Origin of the sequence: Mesorhizobium sp. M0500, from assembly GCF_040321165.1 — a bacterium.
Taxonomy (GTDB): domain Bacteria; phylum Pseudomonadota; class Alphaproteobacteria; order Rhizobiales; family Rhizobiaceae; genus Mesorhizobium.
This window is the reverse complement of sequence record NZ_JAMYRB010000037.1, coordinates 1-17,703: the sequence shown is the minus strand read 5'-3', so window position 1 is coordinate 17,703 and position 17,703 is coordinate 1. Positions and strand designations below refer to the sequence as shown.

Below are 17,703 nucleotides of genomic sequence, written 5' to 3'. Positions count from 1 at the left end.
ATGTCCCAGTTTAATTGCCCGTTGAGATTTCAGACGAAATCCCTGGCGCAGTAGCAAATTTGCGCCAAGACTGTCGTTATCGCGCGAACCGCCCTGCTTTCAAAGTTGCACATTCCTTGGCATGTTCCCAATCCGTGCCGTCTTTGACATCATGGCGCGGATGCGGAATGTTAAAAGGCAGAAAGCCAACAATGGGAGTTAGTCATGACGATCTACAAGAGTAACGGCGACCGCGTTCCCGATCACATCCTGGCCATGGCCGAAGATGCCAAGGCAGGCAAGATGGATCGTCGCGAATTTCTGGCTCTCGCCAGCGTCTTCGGCGCCTCGACGGCGATGGCCTATGGCATGCTTGGCCTTGCAGACCCGACGCCGGCCAAGGCGGAAGAGGTGAAGGGCAAGAAAGGCGGGATACTGAAGGTCGCGCAATGGATTAAGGATCCGAAGGATCCGCGCAAGTCCGACTGGTCGGAAATCGCCAATGCCGAGCGCCAGGCGCTCGAGCCGCTGGTCAAATACACCACCGAATACACGTTCCGCCCCTATCTGCTGGAGAGCTGGGACGTGAATGACGACGCCACCGAATACACGCTGCATGTGCGCAAAGGCGTCACCTGGAACAACGGCGATCCGTTCACCGCAGACGACGTCATCTTCAACCTCAAGCGTTGGGCCGACAAGAAGGCCGAAGGCAATTCCATGCCGGGTCGCCTCGGTTCGCTGGTCAAGGACGACAAGCTGGATGAGAGCGCGGTGACCAAGGTCGATGACCACACGATCAAGCTGACGCTCAGCAAGCCGGATATCGCCCTCATTCCCAACGTGTGCGACTATCCCGGCCTCATCGTCCACAAGACGTTCGACGAAAAAGGCGGCGACTTCAAGTCCTGCCCGATCGGCACTGGGCCGTTCGAGCTGGTCTCCTACGATGTCGGCCAGAAAGTGGTCTACAAGCGCCGCGAAGACAACAAATGGTGGGATGGTGACGTCTTCCTCGACGGCATCGAGTTCATCGACTACGGCACCGATCCGGCGGCGATGGTCAGCGCTTTCGAAGCAGGCGAAGTGCACACCAATTTCGAAACCTCGGCCGACTATGTGTCGATCCTCGACGGCATGGACTTGGCGAAGTCCGAGGTCGTCACCGCCTCGACGATCGTCTGCCGCACCAATGTGGCCAACAAGCCTTACGGCGACCAGAAGGTTCGCAACGCCCTGCAGCTCGCGGTCGACAACGCTGTCGTCCTCCAGCTCGGCTACGGCAATGCCGGCACGGTTGCCGAGAACCACCATGTCGCCCCGATCCATCCGGAATACTACGAATTGCCGAAGGTTGCTCGCGACCCGGCGAAGGCAAAGGCGCTGATGGCGGAAGCCGGCCAGGCCGATTTCGAGCACGAGCTGATCACGGTCGACGAGGACTGGCACAAGAACACAGGCGATGCGATCGCCGCGCAGATGCGCGACGCCGGCATCAAGGTCAAACGTACGGTGCTGCCGGGTTCGACCTTCTGGAACGACTGGACGAAGTATCCGCTGTCGATGACCAACTGGAACATGCGGCCGCTCGGCGTCCAGGTTCTGGCGATCGGGTATCGTACCGGTGAAGCCTGGAATGAGACGGCTTGGTCGAATCCGGAGTGGGATGCCAAGCTCAACGCTGCGCTCGCGGTTGCCGACGCAGCCAAGCGCAAGGAAATGATGAAGGACATCGAGCAGATCCTGCAGGATTCCGGCATTATCATCCAGCCTTATTGGCGCAAGCTCTACAGCCATTCGGTCAAGGCGGTGCAGAACTACAAGATGCACCCGACCTTCGAGCGCGACTACGGCAAGGTCTGGCTCGAGCAGGCCTGACCGGACGATCCGGAAAGGGGCGTCTCGCCCCTTTCCCTCGCTCTTTGCATGGTCCTTGGACCGGAAGTCGGCGCAGCAAAAAGTTGCGGACTCTTCGGCCTGGGTCTGCAATAAAAAGGGTATTGCATCTGGGACTGGTCTGAAGGCTTGTTCTGCCGCTGGCGGCAGCGCACGGCTTGCAAACCGGTTCCACCCCCCAACCCGACCGGCAGGGGACCGCCATGCTTTCTTTCGTTATCAGGCGTCTCGGCACCATGGCATTGACGATGCTGTGCCTGACGATGATCGTCTTCTTCCTGGTCAATCTCGGGCCTAATCTGAAGAAGCTCGCGATCAGCCAGACCGAAATGCACACATCCGCCGAGCAGCTTGAGGCTTGGCTGGTCAACCATGGCTATCGGCAGAATTTCTTTATCCGCTACGGCCAATGGCTGGGCATCATGCCCAAGCAGCCGGTGACCGACCCGGCGACCGGCAAGCCCGCACAGCGTTTCTCCTTCTGCAACGATCCGGTCGTGCCGACATTCTCCGGCATCCTGCAAGGCGATTTCGGTTGCTCGACCAAGTTCAAGACGACGGTCGCTTCGAAACTCTTTCCGGCGCTCAGCGCCACCGGCATCCTGATGCTCTGCGTGCTGGCCGTAATGGTGCCGATCTCGCTTTTGATCGGTATTCTCGCCGGCATGCGCGAGGGTTCACGCACCGACCGCACATTGTCGGTGGCTTCGATCGCCTCGACGGCGACGCCCGAATATGTTTCGGGCGTTATCTTCACCGTGATCTTTGCCTCCTGGCTTGGCGTGCTGAACGGTTCGGCGGCCTCGGCCAGCCAGGGCATCACCTTCTATAATTTCACCTTACCGGTGATGACGCTGGCGATATACGGCATCGGCTACATCGCTCGCATGACCCGCGCCTCGATGGTGGAGGTGATGACACAGCAATATATCCGAACCGCCCGGCTGAAGGGCCTCTCCTTCGGCAGCGTGGTGATAAAGCACGCTCTGCGCAACGCGCTGATCGCGCCATTCACGGTCATCATGCTGCAGTTCCCCTGGCTGCTCACCGGCGTCGTCATCGTCGAGGTGATGTTCCGCTACCAGGGGTTCGGCTACACGCTGGTCGAGGCCGCCGGCAACAACGACATCGATCTTCTGCTCGGCTGCTCGCTGGTCTCGGTGTTTATCGTCCTGATCACACAGCTCATCTCCGATGTCGGCTACGCGTTTCTCAATCCGCGCATCAGAGTTCAATAGGAGACCGGCGGATGCAGGTCGAATATCTCAGCGCCTTCAACGTCGTACTCGGCGTGCTTACCCGCTTCTGGCCGGTCTGGATCGCTCTCGCCCTGGTGATGGGGGCGAGCTTCGGCTACAAGAAGAAGCTAGGCCTTTACGGCCAGCTTTTCGACAGCGGCGTCGGCATCGTCGGCGTCGGCATCTGCCTGTTCTGGCTGTTTACGGCGATCTTCGCGTCGACCATCTCGCCCTTCGATCCGCTCGCCCAAGTGCCGATCATGAAGGACGCGCTGCCGGGCGCAATCGAGCCGGCGTCGAAACTTGTATACTATTTCGGCGGCGACAAGCTCGCCCGCGACGTGTTCTCGCGCATGGTCTATGGCAGCCAGATCGTGCTGATCATCGCGCCGGCGGCGACCGGTTTTGCGCTGATGGTCGGCATTACGCTCGGCCTGCCGGCCGGCTATTATGGCGGCAAGATCGATACGGTGCTGTCCTTCCTCGCCAACCTTGTGCTGGCCTTCCCGGTGATCCTCCTGTTCTACCTGCTGGTGACGCCGGGCATCATGGACACGCCGATCCCCTACGCGATGGCAGGGCTGTTCTTCCTGTTTCCGATCATCTTCTTCAGTGTGCTGTTCTGGACGCGCTACAAGAACCGCCCCGACCGCCTCTATATCCTGCTTGGCCTGACGTTGGTACTTGGCGGCTGGATCTATGCAGGCCTTGTCTTCGATGCCGATCCGTTCAAGATCATCCACATCGATCCCAACCAGCTCAACATCTTCGTGGCGGTGGTGTTCGCCTCCAGCCCCGGCGTGTTCCGCATCGTGCGCGGCCTGGTCATGGATATCAAAACGCGCGACTATGTTGCGGCGGCACAAACGCGCGGTGAATCGCCCTGGTACATCATGCTGTGGGAGATATTGCCCAATGCGCGCGGGCCGCTGATCGTCGACGCCTGCCTGCGCATCGGCTACACCACGATCCTGCTCGGCACGCTCGGCTATTTCGGGCTGGGACTGGCGCCGGAAAGCCCGGACTGGGGCACGGCGATCAAGGATGCCAGCCGGCTGCTGCGCTCCTTCATCCACCCGGCGCTGCCGCCGACGATCGCATTGATGTCGTTCGTGCTCGGCCTCAACCTCCTGGCGGATTCGTTGCGCGAACAGTCTATGAAAGATTGATGCCGGGAAGATCGATGCCGGGTTCGGCCCGACATGCCTGAAGAACAAGGATTGGAGCGACCCATGAATGAGGCAGTTCGAAATCCCGCCAAGCCGACCAATGGGCCGACCAATGGGCCGATCATCGAGATCGAGAACCTGTCGATCTCCTTCTTCACCCGCAAGGGCGAAATCCCGGCGGTCATGGATTTTTCCTGCACGGTCATGCCCGGCGAGGCGATGGGTATTGTCGGCGAATCCGGCTGCGGCAAGTCGACCGTGTCGCTGGGCATCATGCGCGACCTCTCCAACATCGGAAAGATCGTTGGCGGAAAGATCAAATTCCAGGGCAAGGACATGGGAGAACTGTCCGACGAAGAACTGCGAGCTATCCGCGGCAACAAGATCGCGATGATCTACCAGGAACCGATGGCCAGTCTTAACCCGGCGATGAAGGTCGGCCAGCAGCTGATGGAAGTGCCACTGATCCACGACAAGGTGTCGAAGGACGAAGCTTACAAACGCGCCTTGGAAATGGTGCGCGCGGTGAAGCTGCCGGATCCCGAGCGCATGATGCGTTCCTACCCGCACCAGCTTTCCGGCGGCCAGCAGCAGCGCATCGTCATTGCCATGGCGCTGCTGTCGAAGCCTGCGCTGCTTCTGCTCGACGAGCCGACCACAGCGCTCGACGTGACGGTTGAGGCCGGCATCGTCGACCTGGTCAAGGGGCTGGGCGAGAAGTTCGGCACCTCGATGATCTTCGTGTCGCACAATCTCGGCCTGATCCTGGAGACCTGCGACCGCATCACGGTGATGTATTCGGGCGAAGCGGTGGAGACCGGCAAGATCAAGGACGTCTTCGACCGGATGCGCCATCCCTACACGCAAGGCCTGTTCCGCTCGATCCCGCTGCCGGGCGCCGACAAAAATTCGCGGCCGCTGATCTCCATCCCGGGGCAGTTGCCGCTACCGCACGAGCGGCCGAAGGGCTGCAATTTCGGCCCGCGCTGCCACCATTTCGTCGAGGGCGTCTGCAACGCCGCCGAAATTCCGATGATCGCGGTCGAAGGCCATGACGGGCATTTCTCGCGCTGTGTGCGCTTCAACGAGATCGACTGGGAGGCGCTGCCACCCGGCGCCAAGAAGGTCAACGAGCGGGTGGTGCCCGGTGCGCCGGTGCTCCAGATCGAAGACCTCCGGAAGTACTACAAGGTCGGCGGCAGCGAAGTGTTCGGCTCGAGCGAGGGCCGTGTCGTCAAGGCCAATGAGACGATCTCGTTCATGGCGCGCGAATCCGAGACCGTCGCTATCGTCGGCGAATCCGGCTGCGGAAAATCGACCCTGGCCAAGGTGCTGCTCGGCCTCGAAACGGCAAGCTCCGGCCGCGTGAAGCTCGGCAACAAGGAGATACAGTCGACCGGGATCGAGAAGCGCAGCGTCGACACGGTGTCATCGATCCAGATGGTGTTCCAAAATCCGTTCGACACGCTCAATCCCAGCCATTCGGTCGGTTCGCAGATCATCCGTACGCTGGAAAAGTTCAATGTCGGCGACTCGGTGGCCGACCGCCGCAAGCGGATGCTGGAATTGCTCGACCTGGTGAAGCTGCCGAGGGCATTCGAGACACGCAAGCCGCGCCAGCTTTCAGGCGGCCAGAAACAGCGCATCGGCGTTGCGCGTGCCTTTGCCGGCGACGCCAAGGTGGTGGTGGCCGACGAGCCGGTCTCGGCACTGGATGTGTCGGTCCAGGCCGCGGTGACCGAGCTCTTGATGGACATCCAGCGCAAGAACAAGACGACGATGCTGTTCATCAGCCACGATCTGTCGGTTGTGCGCTACATCGCCGACCGCGTCGTCGTCATGTATCTCGGCTATATCGTTGAGCAAGGCACGACCGACCAGATATTCGCGCCGCCCTATCACCCCTATACCGAGGCATTGCTGTCGGCGATCCCGATCGCCGACACAAGCGTGGTCAAGAAGCACGTCGTGCTGGAGGGCGACATCCCTTCGGCGATGAACCCGCCGTCCGGCTGTCCGTTCCAGACGCGCTGCGGCTACAAGAAACTGGTGCCGGACAACCTTTGCGAAACCAAGGTGCCGCCAGTCAAAAATCTCGGCGACGGCCATATGAGCTTGTGCTGGCTGTCCGACGACGTGCTGGCGAAAATGGAGCCGGTGATCAAATTCGACAAGGAGCACGCCGCAAATGAGGGCGTGCCGGATGATGCAAACCACGGTGTTGGCCCGGGCTTTGCCGGAGATCCGCCCAAGCGCCCGCATGGCAAGACTGGCAGCGTTGAAGCCGATGCCGAGGGTCAGGCAGTGGAGAATGCCGAAGCGGTCGCCAAAGCCCGCCGTCACGAGGTTCGCGACGAGGTTTCAGAGACCGGCACCTCAAGCTCTGCCGACAGCCAGGTGGCACCAATCATGCCGCCGACTGTCGGCGACGGCCGACAGGCCGAGGACGCCACGCGCAAGCCGCGCAAACCCAAGGGCGGCTGAGAGCCGTTAATAGGCTAGGGCGCGCATTGCCGTAGCTGCGCGGCGTAGTCCTGCGCCATCTGTTCGGTGGCATGCGCATAGCGCTGCACGTCGGCGTCGCCGCGATTGCCGCGCTTATAGGCATTCCAGCCGAGATAGTAGGCGAGATACAGATTGTAGGTGTCGTTGCGGGCGACGCCGAGGGTCTCGGCGGTCTTGGAATGATACCAGCCGACGAAATCGACGGCATCGGCAAACCTGGTGCGGCGCGCCGCCCAGCTGCCGGTCTCGTTCTGGTATTGCGCCCAGGTGCCGTCGAGCGCCTGCGAGAAGCCGGTGGCGCTGGAGATATGTTTCCAGGGAATGAAGCCCAGCAGCTTGGTGCGCGGCGGCCTGGCGTTGCTCTTGAAGCCGGATTCCTTGCGCACCGTCGCCATCAGCACGGGAACCGGCACGCCGTATTTCTGCTCGGTGCGTTGTGCCGCCGCCTGCCAATTGTCGAACCAGCCGTCATTCTGGTCGAAAACGGCGCAGACATCGTTGATGTGGTTCGGCGGCGTCGCGCAGGCCGAAAGCGCCAGCGGCACGGCAATCGCTACAATTTTACTAAAACTCAACCTACGCATTGCAAGAGCATTAGGCCGAAAACATAAAAGGAATCTTGCTGCGTTCCTTAACGGCTCATCGGCCGCTTTGCCTGACGCGGAACAAGTATAACCATTCCGACGTTTGTTGTCGCTTTTACCGATGTGAAATTCCCGGAATGCCGCCTTGGCTAAAATCACGCCCGCAGGTGGCGGATTCTTGACAGCTCGATCCTCGTGCCGGCGCTTTGATGCGCGGCATGAGCGAACCAAGACGCAAGCGCGGCGCCGAGCGAACCAGCAACAGGGGACCGACCGCCATCCCGCAACTGCCGTTGCGCCGCGTCACCAATCCCTATCCGCCAATGGCGATGCTCTCGGCCGACCAGATCGAGGCGATCCACCAGGCGTCGATGCATATCTTGGAGAATTTCGGCATCGAGGTGATGAGCCCGCGGGCGCTGTCGCTGTTCGAGAAGGCCGGGGCCAAGGTCGATCATGCAACGATGAACGTCCGCATCGATCGCGGCATGATCGAGGAAGCGCTGAAGACGACGCAGTCCAGCTATACGCTGACGCCGCGCAATCCCGCCCATGCCGTCCACCTCGGCGGCAATACCATCAACTTCACGCTCGTCGCCGGGCCGCCGAATGTGCACGACATGGAGCGCGGCCGCCGTGCCGGCAATTTGCGCGATTATTCCGATCTCGTCCGGCTGGCGCAGCATTTCAACTGCATCCACATGCCAGGCAACCAGGTCTGCGCGCCGGTAGAATTGCCGGCGAATTCCCGTCATCTCGACACCTATTTCGCCAATCTGACACTGACCGACAAAAGCTTTCACGTCTCGGCCATCGGCCGCGGCAGGGCGCTCGACGGCATCGAAATGATGGCAATCGCGCGCGGACTGACGCTTGACGAGATGCGCGACGATCCCGGCGTCACCACGATCATTTCGGTCAATTCGCCGCGCCGCTTCGACGAGATGATGGCCGAGGGGCTGATGACGATGGCCGAGTTCGGCCAGTCGGTGGCGGTAACGCCATTCACGCTGATGGGGGCGATGAGCCCGGTGACGCTTGCCGGCGCGCTCGCCCAGCAGAATGCCGAGGCGCTGTTCGGCGTGGTGCTGACGCAGCTCGTCCGCCCCGGAGCGCCGGTGATGTATGGCGCCTTCACCTCCAATGTCGATATGAAATCGGGAGCGCCGGCGTTCGGCACGCCTGAAAACACCAAGGCGAATATCGCGTCCGGACAGTTGGCGCGGCGTTACAACCTGCCTTATCGCACAACGCCGGGCTCGGCTTCCAATGCCGCCGACGCGCAAGGCGCCTATGAGACGCTGATGGCGCTGTGGGGCGCGGTGCTCGGCCATGGCAACCTCGTCTACCATGCCGCCGGCTGGCAAGAGGGCGGACTGACAGCGTCGTTCGAAAAGTTCATCATCGACGTCGAGATGATCCAGCACATGATGGAGTTTTTGCGCCCGATCGAGGTCAACGAGGCCGAGCTTGCTGTCGAGGCTCTGGGTGCGGTTCCGACCGGCGGCCATTTCTTCGGCGAGCCGCACACTCTGGAGCGCTACGCCACAGCCTTCTACCAGCCGATGCTGTCCAACTGGCAAAATTTCGAGGCCTGGCAGGAGGCTGGCGGGCTCGATGCCACGGCGCGGGCGACGAGGCTTTGGAAGAAGGCGCTGGAGGACTATGTCGAGCCGGTGATGGAAGTCTCCAGGCGCGAGGCGCTTGAGACGTACGTGGCCAAGCGCAAGGAAGCGATCGGGCAAAGCGAGCCGTGATGATCGAAGGCTCGCGCTCGTGGGGCTCCTCCCCGAATTCATCGTTCCCATCCAACTCGTTGACGTCAGAGAGAATCCCATGAAATCGCATGCAAAGGTAGTGGTTATCGGCGGTGGCGTCGTCGGGTGCTCCGTGCTGTTCCATCTGGCCCGGCACGGCTGGACAGACATCGTGCTTCTGGAGCGCGATGAATTGACCTCCGGCTCGACCTGGCACGCCGCCGGCGGCATGCACACGATCAATGGCGATCCCAATGTCGCCAAGCTGCAGAAATACACAATCTCGCTCTACAAGGAGATCGAGGAACTGTCCGGCCAGGCGACCGGCGTGCATTTGACAGGCGGCGTCTTGCTGGCAGCGACGGAGGCGCGGCTCGACTGGCTGCGCGGCGTCGTCGCCAAGGGCCGCTATCTCGGCATCGAGCTCGAGGAGATATCGCCTGATGAGGCGGCCGAGCTGATGCCGTTGCTCGATCCCAAGCAGTTCGTCGGTGCCGTGCGCAACAAGGAGGACGGTCATCTCGATCCGTCCGGCGTTACCCATTCCTACGCCAAGGCGGCGAGGAAGCTTGGTGCCGAGGTCGAGCGTTTCACCAAGGTCGAGGACATTGTGCGGCGCGCCGACGGGTTGTGGCGTGTCATCACCAACAAGGGTGAGGTGGTGGCCGAGCATGTCGTCAACGCCGGCGGCCTGTGGGCGCGTGAGGTCGGCCGCATGGTCGGGCTGGAGCTGCCGGTGCTGGCGATGGAGCACATGTACCTGATCACCGAGGACATGCCGGAAGTCGCCGCCTGGAACCAGAAGACTGGTTCCGAAATCATCCATGCCGTGGATTTCGATGGCGAGCTGTATTTGCGCCAGGAGCGCGGCGGCATGCTGATGGGCACTTATGAAAAGGCCAACAAGCCTTGGTCCGAGTTCCAGACGCCATGGAATTTCGGCCACGAGCTGCTCGAACCCGACATCGACCGGATCGCGCCGTCGCTGGAGGTCGGCTTCCGGCATTTCCCGGCCTTCCAGAACACCGGCATCAAGCAGATCATCAACGGGCCCTTCACCTTCGCACCGGACGGCAATCCGCTGGTCGGGCCGGTGCGCGGCCTGCCGGGGTTCTGGGTGGCCTGTGGTGTCATGGCCGGGTTCTCGCAGGGCGGCGGCGTCGGGCTGGCGCTGTCGAACTGGATGATCGAAGGCGATCCCGGCGCCGATATCTGGGCGATGGATGTGTCGCGCTACGGTGACTGGGCGACGATGGCCTATACCAACGCCAAGGTGCGCGAGAACTATTCGCGGCGGTTTTCGATCCGCTTCCCGAACGAGGAACTGCCGGCTGGGCGACCGCTCAAGACGACGCCGGTCTATGATCTGTTGTCGGCCGAGGGCGCGCAATGGGGCGTCGCCTATGGGCTGGAAGTGCCGCTGTGGTATGCGCCCGAAGGGGTCAAGGACGAATTCTCCTGGCGCCGCTCGAGCGACTTCGAGCATGTCGCGAAAGAAGTGGAGACGGTTCGGCAACGCGTTGGTCTGTCGGAAATCTCGTCATTTGCCAAATACAGAGTGACCGGCGCGGGTGCAGCAACCTGGCTCGACCGCTTGCTGGCCTGCAAGCTGCCAAGGCCCGGCCGCATGGCGCTGGCGCCGATGCTGAAGGAAGACGGCAGGCTAATCGGCGATTTCACGCTGGCCAATCTCGGCGGTCCAAATTCTGCATGTAAGGATTGGTTCCTGGCCGGCAGCGGTGTCGCCGAGCAGTACCACATGCGCTGGTTCGAAGCGCACCTGCCGAAGGACGACTCTGTTAGCATCGAGGCGCTGGGAGCAAAACTCACCGGCTTATCGATCGCCGGGCCGAGCGCGCGGAACCTTCTTGAAAAGGTCACACGATCTGACGTGTCGAATACGGCCTTTCCGTTCATGGCCATCAGCAGGATGGATATCGGCATGGCGCCGTGCCTGGTCGGGCGCGTCAGCTACACCGGCGACCTCGGCTACGAGATCTGGGTGGCGCCGGAATATCAGCGTGCCGCCTGTCAGGCGCTGATGGCGGCGGGCGAGGAATTCGGCATCGGCCTGTTCGGCTCGCGCGCGCTCAATGCGCTGCGGCTCGAGAAGAATTACGGCTCATGGGCGCGCGAATACCGGCCGATCTATGGGCCGCTGGAGGCCGGCCTCGACCGCTTCGTCGCCTACGGCAAAGAGGCCGATTTCATCGGCAAGCAGGCGGCGTTGGCCGAGCGCAAGCAAGGCGGCAGACTGCGGCTGCGGGCCTTTGTCGTCGATACTGTCGATGCCGACGTCATCGGCGACGAGGCAATCTGGTACGGCGGTGCCGTGCGCGGTTGGGTCACGTCGGGCGGCTACGCGCATCATTCGAAAAAGTCCGTCGCCATCGGCTATGTGCCGAAAGAGATTGCCGACGAAGCCGACGGCTTCGAGATTGAGCTTCTGGGCAAACGCCACGCTGCGCGCATGCAGCGGATCCCGCTGTTCGACGCGAATTTCGAGCGGATGCGTGGGTGACGTTTCAGGCACCGCGGCGGTTGTCCAGCGCCAGGGCGCCGGCGCCGGCGAACACCAGATACAGGAAGATGAAACAGAACGATATTGCCGCATCGCCGCCGTTGTTGACCGGGAAGAAGTCGCGCGGCATGTGCGCCATGAAATAGGCGATCGCCATCTCGCCGCTGAGAAGGAATGCCACCGGCCTGGTGAAAAGCCCCAATACCAGCAGGATGCCGCCTCCGAATTCCAGGATGGCCGCGGTCAGCGATAGCCCGCTCATGGTGCCGGCATGGTCGCCGACGGGGAAATTGAACAGTTTCTGGGTGCCGTGCTCAATGAACTGCAGCGCCGTCATGATGCGCAAGGCGGCAAGGGCGAACGGTTGATATCCGGCGAGGCCTTCGAAAAGCTTCATCTACGACTCCATTTTCACCTAGCCCGGCCATAGGTCATCGCCAAAGGCCGGACCATTCACATAGTCCGGCCTGCATTCAACTGTCGGTGAGTGAGTCGTGAGGCGTGCTGCAGCCTTGGGGCCGCACGATGGCGGCCCCGCGATCAGCGCGGCCGTTAATGCCCGGGCGCTGTCAGAGCAAAGTGCGCGCCTTGCGGGTCTGTGCACTGTACGATCCAGCTGCCGCCGGGGACCTCCATCGGACCCATCAGGATCTTGCCGCCATTGTCGGTGACGCGCTTGGCTGCCGCGTCGATGCCGGGCACGTTGAAATAGAACTGCCAGACCGGCGCCGGGATCTGCTCGGGCTTGTTCATCATGCCGCCAACGGGCTCGCCGCCGAAGGCGAAAAGCTGATAGACGCCCATCGGACCCATATCCATGGCGTCGCCCTTCTCCCAGCCGAACTGGCTGGAATAGAAATCGAACGCCGCCTTCCAGTCTGACGTGTAGAGCTCATGCCAGCCGATGTTGCCGGGGGTCGCCAACTGTAGCGGCGGCTGGTCGGGGCCGCTGGGCTGCAGGAAGTTGAACATCGCGCCTTGCGGGTCTGCAACGACGGCGAAGCGGCCGACGCCAGGAATGTCGTCGGGCTCGCGGTGAACCGCGCCACCAGCCTTCTTGAGGGAGGCCGTTGCGGCATCGACATCCCTGGTGAGGATATAACCGACCCAGGCCGGCGGCATGCCCATCTTGCGCGCGTCATCGGGCAGCGTCATCAACCCGCCGACGCCGCGCTCGCCGACATTCATGACGATATAGCGCGGCATGCCCTGGGCCCCTTCGAAAGGCTGCCCCCTCCAGCCCACCACGGAGGTGTAAAACGCCTCGGCGGCGTCGAGATCGGTGGTCATCAGCTCGTACCAGAAGAAGGGCATGGGGGACTGTGGCATTGTCGTGCTCCTTGCGGTTTGTACATCGATCATGCGCGATCCATTCTAGGACGATCTTCACGACGAAAATCCGACAGCGGCCAAAAAAGATGACGGCAAATTGGAAATGTTACCGGGTTGCGCGCCCTGCGGTTTTCGACTTTGCTCTCAGTCAACGAGGGGTTGTTGATCCATGCGCCGGATGTCGCTCACTTCCCTGACCAGAGCGGACCATCACCAGTCTAAGGCCTATCCCGCTGCCCGGAATGGTTGTGGAAGGCGTGGTGCGCAACGCAGTGATCAGATCCAAGCGGCTATGGCTTCACGAGCAATCACCTCTACCGTGCATTCGAGACTGAGCAATAGGAAATGCGAACAGTCGTCTGTCGGCCCGGGTATTGATCGCAACCAGTGCGAGTTCTCGACTCGGAGGAGGGGCCATCTATAGGAGGCTTGCCTGCCAGAGCCAATCAAGGGGATTGAGCTGCTAGCGCTGACATGGGTCACTCCCAACATGTCGTCATAAGCCGAAATTGCTAGCACTCCGTGGAAGTTGATCTTGAGGGTTCGTTCGGACGTCCCGACGAAGAAGTCGCCTTCGACGGCCAATTCAAAGTAGTTGTCGGATTTCAGACGCCACACCTGGCAGGCAGCCAGCGGTAAATCTTGCACAGGCTCCCACCGCTGAACCGCCTCCTGAACAATGTCCATCACCTTCTCCAATGTTTGAAAGTCGCGCACGATGCTCAAGCGCCTACCGCCCTGATAGCCAATTCTGCGCGCCGCATCCTTGAGGCGCAACGGACGGTGCTCAAAAAACATGAGTGCATCTATCATGTTTTGTTCAGCCCTTTCAGCGATTTGCACCGAAAATTGACCAATTGATAAAAAAATAAAACGTGCTAGCCTTCCCCAAAACAAGAACATGGGGAACTGACGATGCCAGAAGGCCAGTTCAAGCAAGGCATTGCCGGCGGGCGGCTCTCGCCGGACCAATATGCTGATAACTTCGCCGACCTGCACCCGCCGCTCGATCATCACGAGGCGCTGGTCGAGTCCGACCGCTGCTATTTCTGCTATGATGCGCCGTGCATGAATGCATGCCCGACCTCGATCGACATCCCGCTGTTCATCCGCCAGATTTCGACGGGCAATCCGATCGGCTCAGCCAAGACTATTTTTGATCAGAACATTTTGGGCGGCATGTGCGCCCGCGTCTGCCCGACCGAGACGCTGTGCGAAGAAGTCTGCGTGCGCGAGGTGGCCGAAGGCAAGCCGGTGCAGATCGGTCGCCTTCAGCGCTACGCCACCGATGTCGCCATGGCCGAAAACAAGCAGTTCTACGAGCGCCCCGAACCGACCGGCAAGACGGTCGCCGTGGTCGGCGCCGGACCGGCGGGGCTTGCCGCCGCGCATCGGCTCTCCCGCTACGGCCACGACGTGACCATCCTGGAAGCTCGGCCAAAGCCCGGCGGCCTCAATGAATACGGTATCGCCGCCTATAAGAGCGTCGACAATTTCGCCCAGGCTGAAGTCGACTATGTCACGTCGATCGGCGGCATCGACATCCAGAACGGCAAGGCGCTCGGCCGTGATTACCAGCTGTCGGATCTGACCAGGAATTACGATGCGGTGTTCCTCGGCATGGGGCTTGCCGGCGTCAATGCCTTGCGAGCGGATGGCGAGGAGGCGCCGGGCGTCAGCAATGCTGTCGAGTTCATTGCCGAGCTTCGCCAGGCCAGTGATCTGGCCAGCCTGCCGGTCGGCCGGCGTGTTGTCGTCATCGGCGGCGGCATGACGGCGATCGACGCGGCGGTGCAATCGAAGCTGCTCGGAGCCGAAGAGGTAACGATCTGCTATCGGCGCGACCCGGAGCACATGAACGCCTCCGAATTCGAGCAGGATCTGGCTGCCGCCAACGGCGTCATCATCCGGCACTGGTTGCAGCCGAAGCGGGTCATTGCCGACGCCGGCAAGGTGTCGGCGATCGAGCTCGAATACACCGCGATGGACGGCGACCGGCTCGTCGGCACCGGCGAGCGGCTGACGCTCGTCGCCGACCAGGTGTTCAAGGCGATCGGCCAGAGTTTTGTCCCGGCTGCGCTCAACGGCAGCGGGGCTTTGCTTGACCTGGAAGCCGGCCGCATCAAGGTCGACGCCGAAGGCCGCACCTCGCTGCCAAACGTCTGGGCCGGCGGCGACTGCATCTTTGGCGGCGACGACCTGACAGTCTCGGCCGTCGCACAAGGCCGCGACGCGGCGGAAAGCATTCATCGGGCACTGACCTCGAACGGGAGGGCATGAGCATGGCAGACATCCGCAACAATTTCGTCGGCATCAAATCGCCGAACCCGTTCTGGCTAGCCTCGGCGCCGCCGACCGACAAGGCCTATAACGTCATCCGCGCCTTCAAGGCTGGCTGGGGCGGCGTTGTCTGGAAGACGCTCGGCGAAGAAGGGCCGCCGGTGGTCAACGTCAACGGGCCGCGCTACGGCGCCATCTGGGGCGCCGATCGTCGCCTGCTTGGCCTGAACAATATCGAGCTGATCACCGACCGTGACCTGCAGGTCAATCTGCGCGAGATCAAGCAGGTCAAGATGGACTGGCCCGACCGGGCGATCGTCGTCTCGCTGATGGTGCCGTGCGAGGAGCATGCCTGGAAGGCGATCCTGCCGGTGGTCGAGGAGACCGGCGCTGACGGCATCGAGCTCAATTTCGGCTGCCCGCACGGCATGTCGGAACGCGGCATGGGTGCGGCAGTCGGCCAGGTGCCGGAATACATCGAAATGGTGGTGCGTTGGTGCAAGGCCAATACCCGCATGCCGGTCATCACCAAGCTGACGCCCAACATCACCGACATACGCAAGCCGGCACGCGCTGCCCTTGCCGGCGGCACCGACGCGGTGTCGCTGATCAACACCATCAATTCGATCACCGGCGTCAACCTCGACAATTTCGCGCCGGAGCCGACGATCGACGGCAAGGGTTCGCATGGCGGCTATTGCGGTCCGGCGGTGAAGCCGATCGCCATGAACATGGTGGCCGAGATCGCGCGCGATCCGGAAACGCATGGCCTGCCGATCTCCGGTATCGGCGGCATCACCACCTGGCGCGACGCCGCCGAATTCATGGCGCTCGGCGCCGGCAATGTGCAGGTGTGCACGGCGGCGATGACCTACGGCTTCAAGATCGTGCAGGAGATGATCGCCGGCCTGGAAAACTGGATGGACGAGAAGGGCCATGCCACGCTCGACGACATCGTCGGCCGTGCCACGCCCAACGTCACCGACTGGCAGTATCTCAATCTCAACTACGTCGCCAAGGCGCATATCGACCAGGATGCCTGCATCAAATGCGGCCGCTGCCACATCGCCTGCGAGGACACTTCGCACCAGGCGATCACCGCAATCGTCGACGGCGTCAGGCATTTCGAGGTGATCGAGGCCGAATGCGTCGGCTGCAATCTCTGCGTCAATGTCTGTCCGGTCGAGAACTGCATCACCATGGAGGCGTTGGCGGTCGGCGTGATGGACCAGCGCACCGGCAGGCCGGTGTCGCCGATCTATGCCAACTGGACGACGCATCCGAACAATCCGATGGCCAAGGTGGCGGCGGAGTAGCGCACAGCCCGTTGTGGAAAAGCGGCACCTGCGGGCGCCGCTTTTTTCAAATGGCTATTGCGGACATAAATTATCCAGGATAGTATATCTCCATGAATTGGAGATCAGAACAATGAAGCTGGGCGAAGGCGTCGAAGCGGCCATCCACTGCGCCGCGATGCTCGCCGGCGTTGACGGCGCCGCGACCTTGCCAGGTGCTGCCATGGCCGAAGCGTTCGGGCTGTCGCCGAGCTATCTGCTTAAGCATCTCAACGCGCTGACTGCGTCCGGCATTCTGGAATCAGTGCCGGGGCCGTCCGGCGGCTACCGGCTGGCGCGGCCGGCGGAACGCATAACGCTGCTCGATATCGTGCTGGCCGTCGAGGGGCGTGAACCGGCGTTCCGCTGCGCCGAAATCCGCCAGCGCGGCCCAGCGAAGCTCGATGCCTCGGTCTATGTCAAACCCTGCGGCATCAACGTAGCCATGCTGAAGGCCGAGCGTGCCTATCGCGCCGCGCTCGCCGACGCCCGGCTGTCCGACATCGTTGCAGAATACACGGCCGATGCCGATCCCCGTTCGGTCGCCGCGAACTGCGCCTTCGTCGAGCGCCATCGGCGGCCGCAGAAATCAAGTTCAACCAAGCAAGCATGAAAGGCTACAGACGATGAAACAGAGGCTGCAATTTTTCGGCGCGGCGCCGGAGATCATGAAGGCGGTGTCGGCGCTCAACAAGGCAGTCGACGAATGCGGGCTCGAAAAAAGCCTGTTGCATCTGATCAAGCTCAGGGCGTCGCAGATCAACGGCTGCTCGTATTGCGTCGAGATGCATAGCCGCGAAGCGCGCCGCGACGGCGAAAGCGAGCAGCGGCTCTATCTCGTCTCCGCCTGGAAGGAATCGCCGCTGTTTTCAGAGCGCGAACGCGCGGCCTTGGCCTGGACCGACGCGCTGACCAGGATTGCCGACAACGGTGTGTCGGACGAACTCTATGCAAGGACGCTCGAATATTTCTCGGAAGAGGAGCTGGTCAAGCTCTCGGTGGCGCTCGGCATGATCAACACCTGGAACCGGCTTTGCGTTCCGTTCCATGCAATCCATCCGATGCCAGCGGTCATGGCCGCTTGAGGACCAGGCGCGCGGCCTTGGGC

General features: G+C 61.8%; 14 protein-coding genes. 10 read left to right on the top strand and 4 right to left on the bottom strand.

The window, feature by feature from the left end; genetic code table 11:
• The first annotated feature begins 204 nt into the window (after window positions 1-204).
• The 4 genes from NKI70_RS31080 to NKI70_RS31065 all read left to right on the top strand — a co-directional run bounded on the left by NKI70_RS31080 (window position 205) and on the right by NKI70_RS31065 (window position 6,766).
• Window positions 205-1,857 (top strand): ABC transporter substrate-binding protein, encoded by a 1,653-nt coding sequence (locus NKI70_RS31080; RefSeq protein ID WP_023675846.1) that lies wholly within the window; start codon window positions 205-207, stop codon window positions 1,855-1,857.
• A 221-nt stretch (window positions 1,858-2,078) separates the two neighbouring features.
• Window positions 2,079-3,113: an ABC transporter permease gene (locus tag NKI70_RS31075; protein ID WP_023675847.1), complete on the top strand. Its 1,035-nt coding sequence runs from the start codon at window positions 2,079-2,081 to the stop codon at window positions 3,111-3,113.
• Window positions 3,114-3,124: 11 nt separating this feature from the next.
• On the top strand, window positions 3,125-4,282 hold the full coding sequence (locus tag NKI70_RS31070; protein ID WP_023675848.1) for an ABC transporter permease: 1,158 nt from the start codon (window positions 3,125-3,127) through the stop codon (window positions 4,280-4,282).
• A gap of 63 nt (window positions 4,283-4,345) precedes the next feature.
• Window positions 4,346-6,766 carry a dipeptide ABC transporter ATP-binding protein gene (locus NKI70_RS31065; protein WP_023675849.1) on the top strand — a complete coding sequence of 807 codons (2,421 nt, stop codon included), beginning with the start codon at window positions 4,346-4,348 and terminating at the stop codon, window positions 6,764-6,766.
• A gap of 14 nt (window positions 6,767-6,780) precedes the next feature.
• On the opposite strand, the gene NKI70_RS31060 is transcribed toward NKI70_RS31065, so the two are convergent.
• Window positions 6,781-7,371 carry a transglycosylase SLT domain-containing protein gene (locus NKI70_RS31060; RefSeq protein WP_023675850.1) on the bottom strand — a complete coding sequence of 197 codons (591 nt, stop codon included), beginning with the start codon at window positions 7,369-7,371 and terminating at the stop codon, window positions 6,781-6,783.
• A 218-nt stretch (window positions 7,372-7,589) separates the two neighbouring features.
• On the opposite strand from NKI70_RS31060, the gene NKI70_RS31055 reads away from it, so the two are divergent.
• Together NKI70_RS31055 and NKI70_RS31050 are read left to right on the top strand one after the other, a co-directional pair.
• Complete coding sequence (locus NKI70_RS31055; protein ID WP_352726017.1) at window positions 7,590-9,128, top strand: trimethylamine methyltransferase family protein; 1,539 nt, start codon at window positions 7,590-7,592, stop codon at window positions 9,126-9,128.
• 79 nt (window positions 9,129-9,207) lie between these two features.
• Entirely contained in the window at window positions 9,208-11,649 is a 2,442-nt protein-coding gene (locus tag NKI70_RS31050) for a GcvT family protein (RefSeq protein ID WP_352726016.1), read from the top strand.
• A 4-nt stretch (window positions 11,650-11,653) separates the two neighbouring features.
• On the opposite strand, the gene NKI70_RS31045 is transcribed toward NKI70_RS31050, so the two are convergent.
• From NKI70_RS31045 to NKI70_RS31035, 3 genes are all read right to left on the bottom strand, one after another.
• Entirely contained in the window at window positions 11,654-12,046 is a 393-nt protein-coding gene (locus NKI70_RS31045) for a DoxX family protein (RefSeq protein ID WP_023675853.1), read from the bottom strand.
• A 155-nt stretch (window positions 12,047-12,201) separates the two neighbouring features.
• Window positions 12,202-12,978 (bottom strand): VOC family protein, encoded by a 777-nt coding sequence (locus NKI70_RS31040; protein WP_352647022.1) that lies wholly within the window; start codon window positions 12,976-12,978, stop codon window positions 12,202-12,204.
• Window positions 12,979-13,257: 279 nt separating this feature from the next.
• A complete protein-coding gene (locus NKI70_RS31035) occupies window positions 13,258-13,920 on the bottom strand; it encodes a hypothetical protein (RefSeq protein ID WP_352726014.1) in 663 nt (220 codons plus the stop codon).
• Here NKI70_RS31035 and NKI70_RS31030 point away from each other — a divergent pair.
• The 4 genes from NKI70_RS31030 (at window position 13,897) to NKI70_RS31015 (ending at window position 17,680) form a co-directional block, all read left to right on the top strand.
• A complete protein-coding gene (locus tag NKI70_RS31030) occupies window positions 13,897-15,261 on the top strand; it encodes an NAD(P)-dependent oxidoreductase (protein ID WP_352700214.1) in 1,365 nt (454 codons plus the stop codon). The two genes, NKI70_RS31035 and NKI70_RS31030, sit on opposite strands and share 24 nt — an antisense overlap.
• Window positions 15,262-15,263: 2 nt before the next feature.
• Window positions 15,264-16,577: an NAD-dependent dihydropyrimidine dehydrogenase subunit PreA gene (gene preA / locus NKI70_RS31025; protein ID WP_352578713.1), complete on the top strand. Its 1,314-nt coding sequence runs from the start codon at window positions 15,264-15,266 to the stop codon at window positions 16,575-16,577.
• Window positions 16,578-16,689: 112 nt separating this feature from the next.
• Window positions 16,690-17,208, top strand: coding sequence for an RrF2 family transcriptional regulator (locus NKI70_RS31020; RefSeq protein WP_352453193.1), 519 nt, complete (start codon window positions 16,690-16,692; stop codon window positions 17,206-17,208).
• 13 nt (window positions 17,209-17,221) lie between these two features.
• Window positions 17,222-17,680: a carboxymuconolactone decarboxylase family protein gene (locus NKI70_RS31015; RefSeq protein WP_352700215.1), complete on the top strand. Its 459-nt coding sequence runs from the start codon at window positions 17,222-17,224 to the stop codon at window positions 17,678-17,680.
• Window positions 17,681-17,703 lie beyond the last annotated feature (23 nt).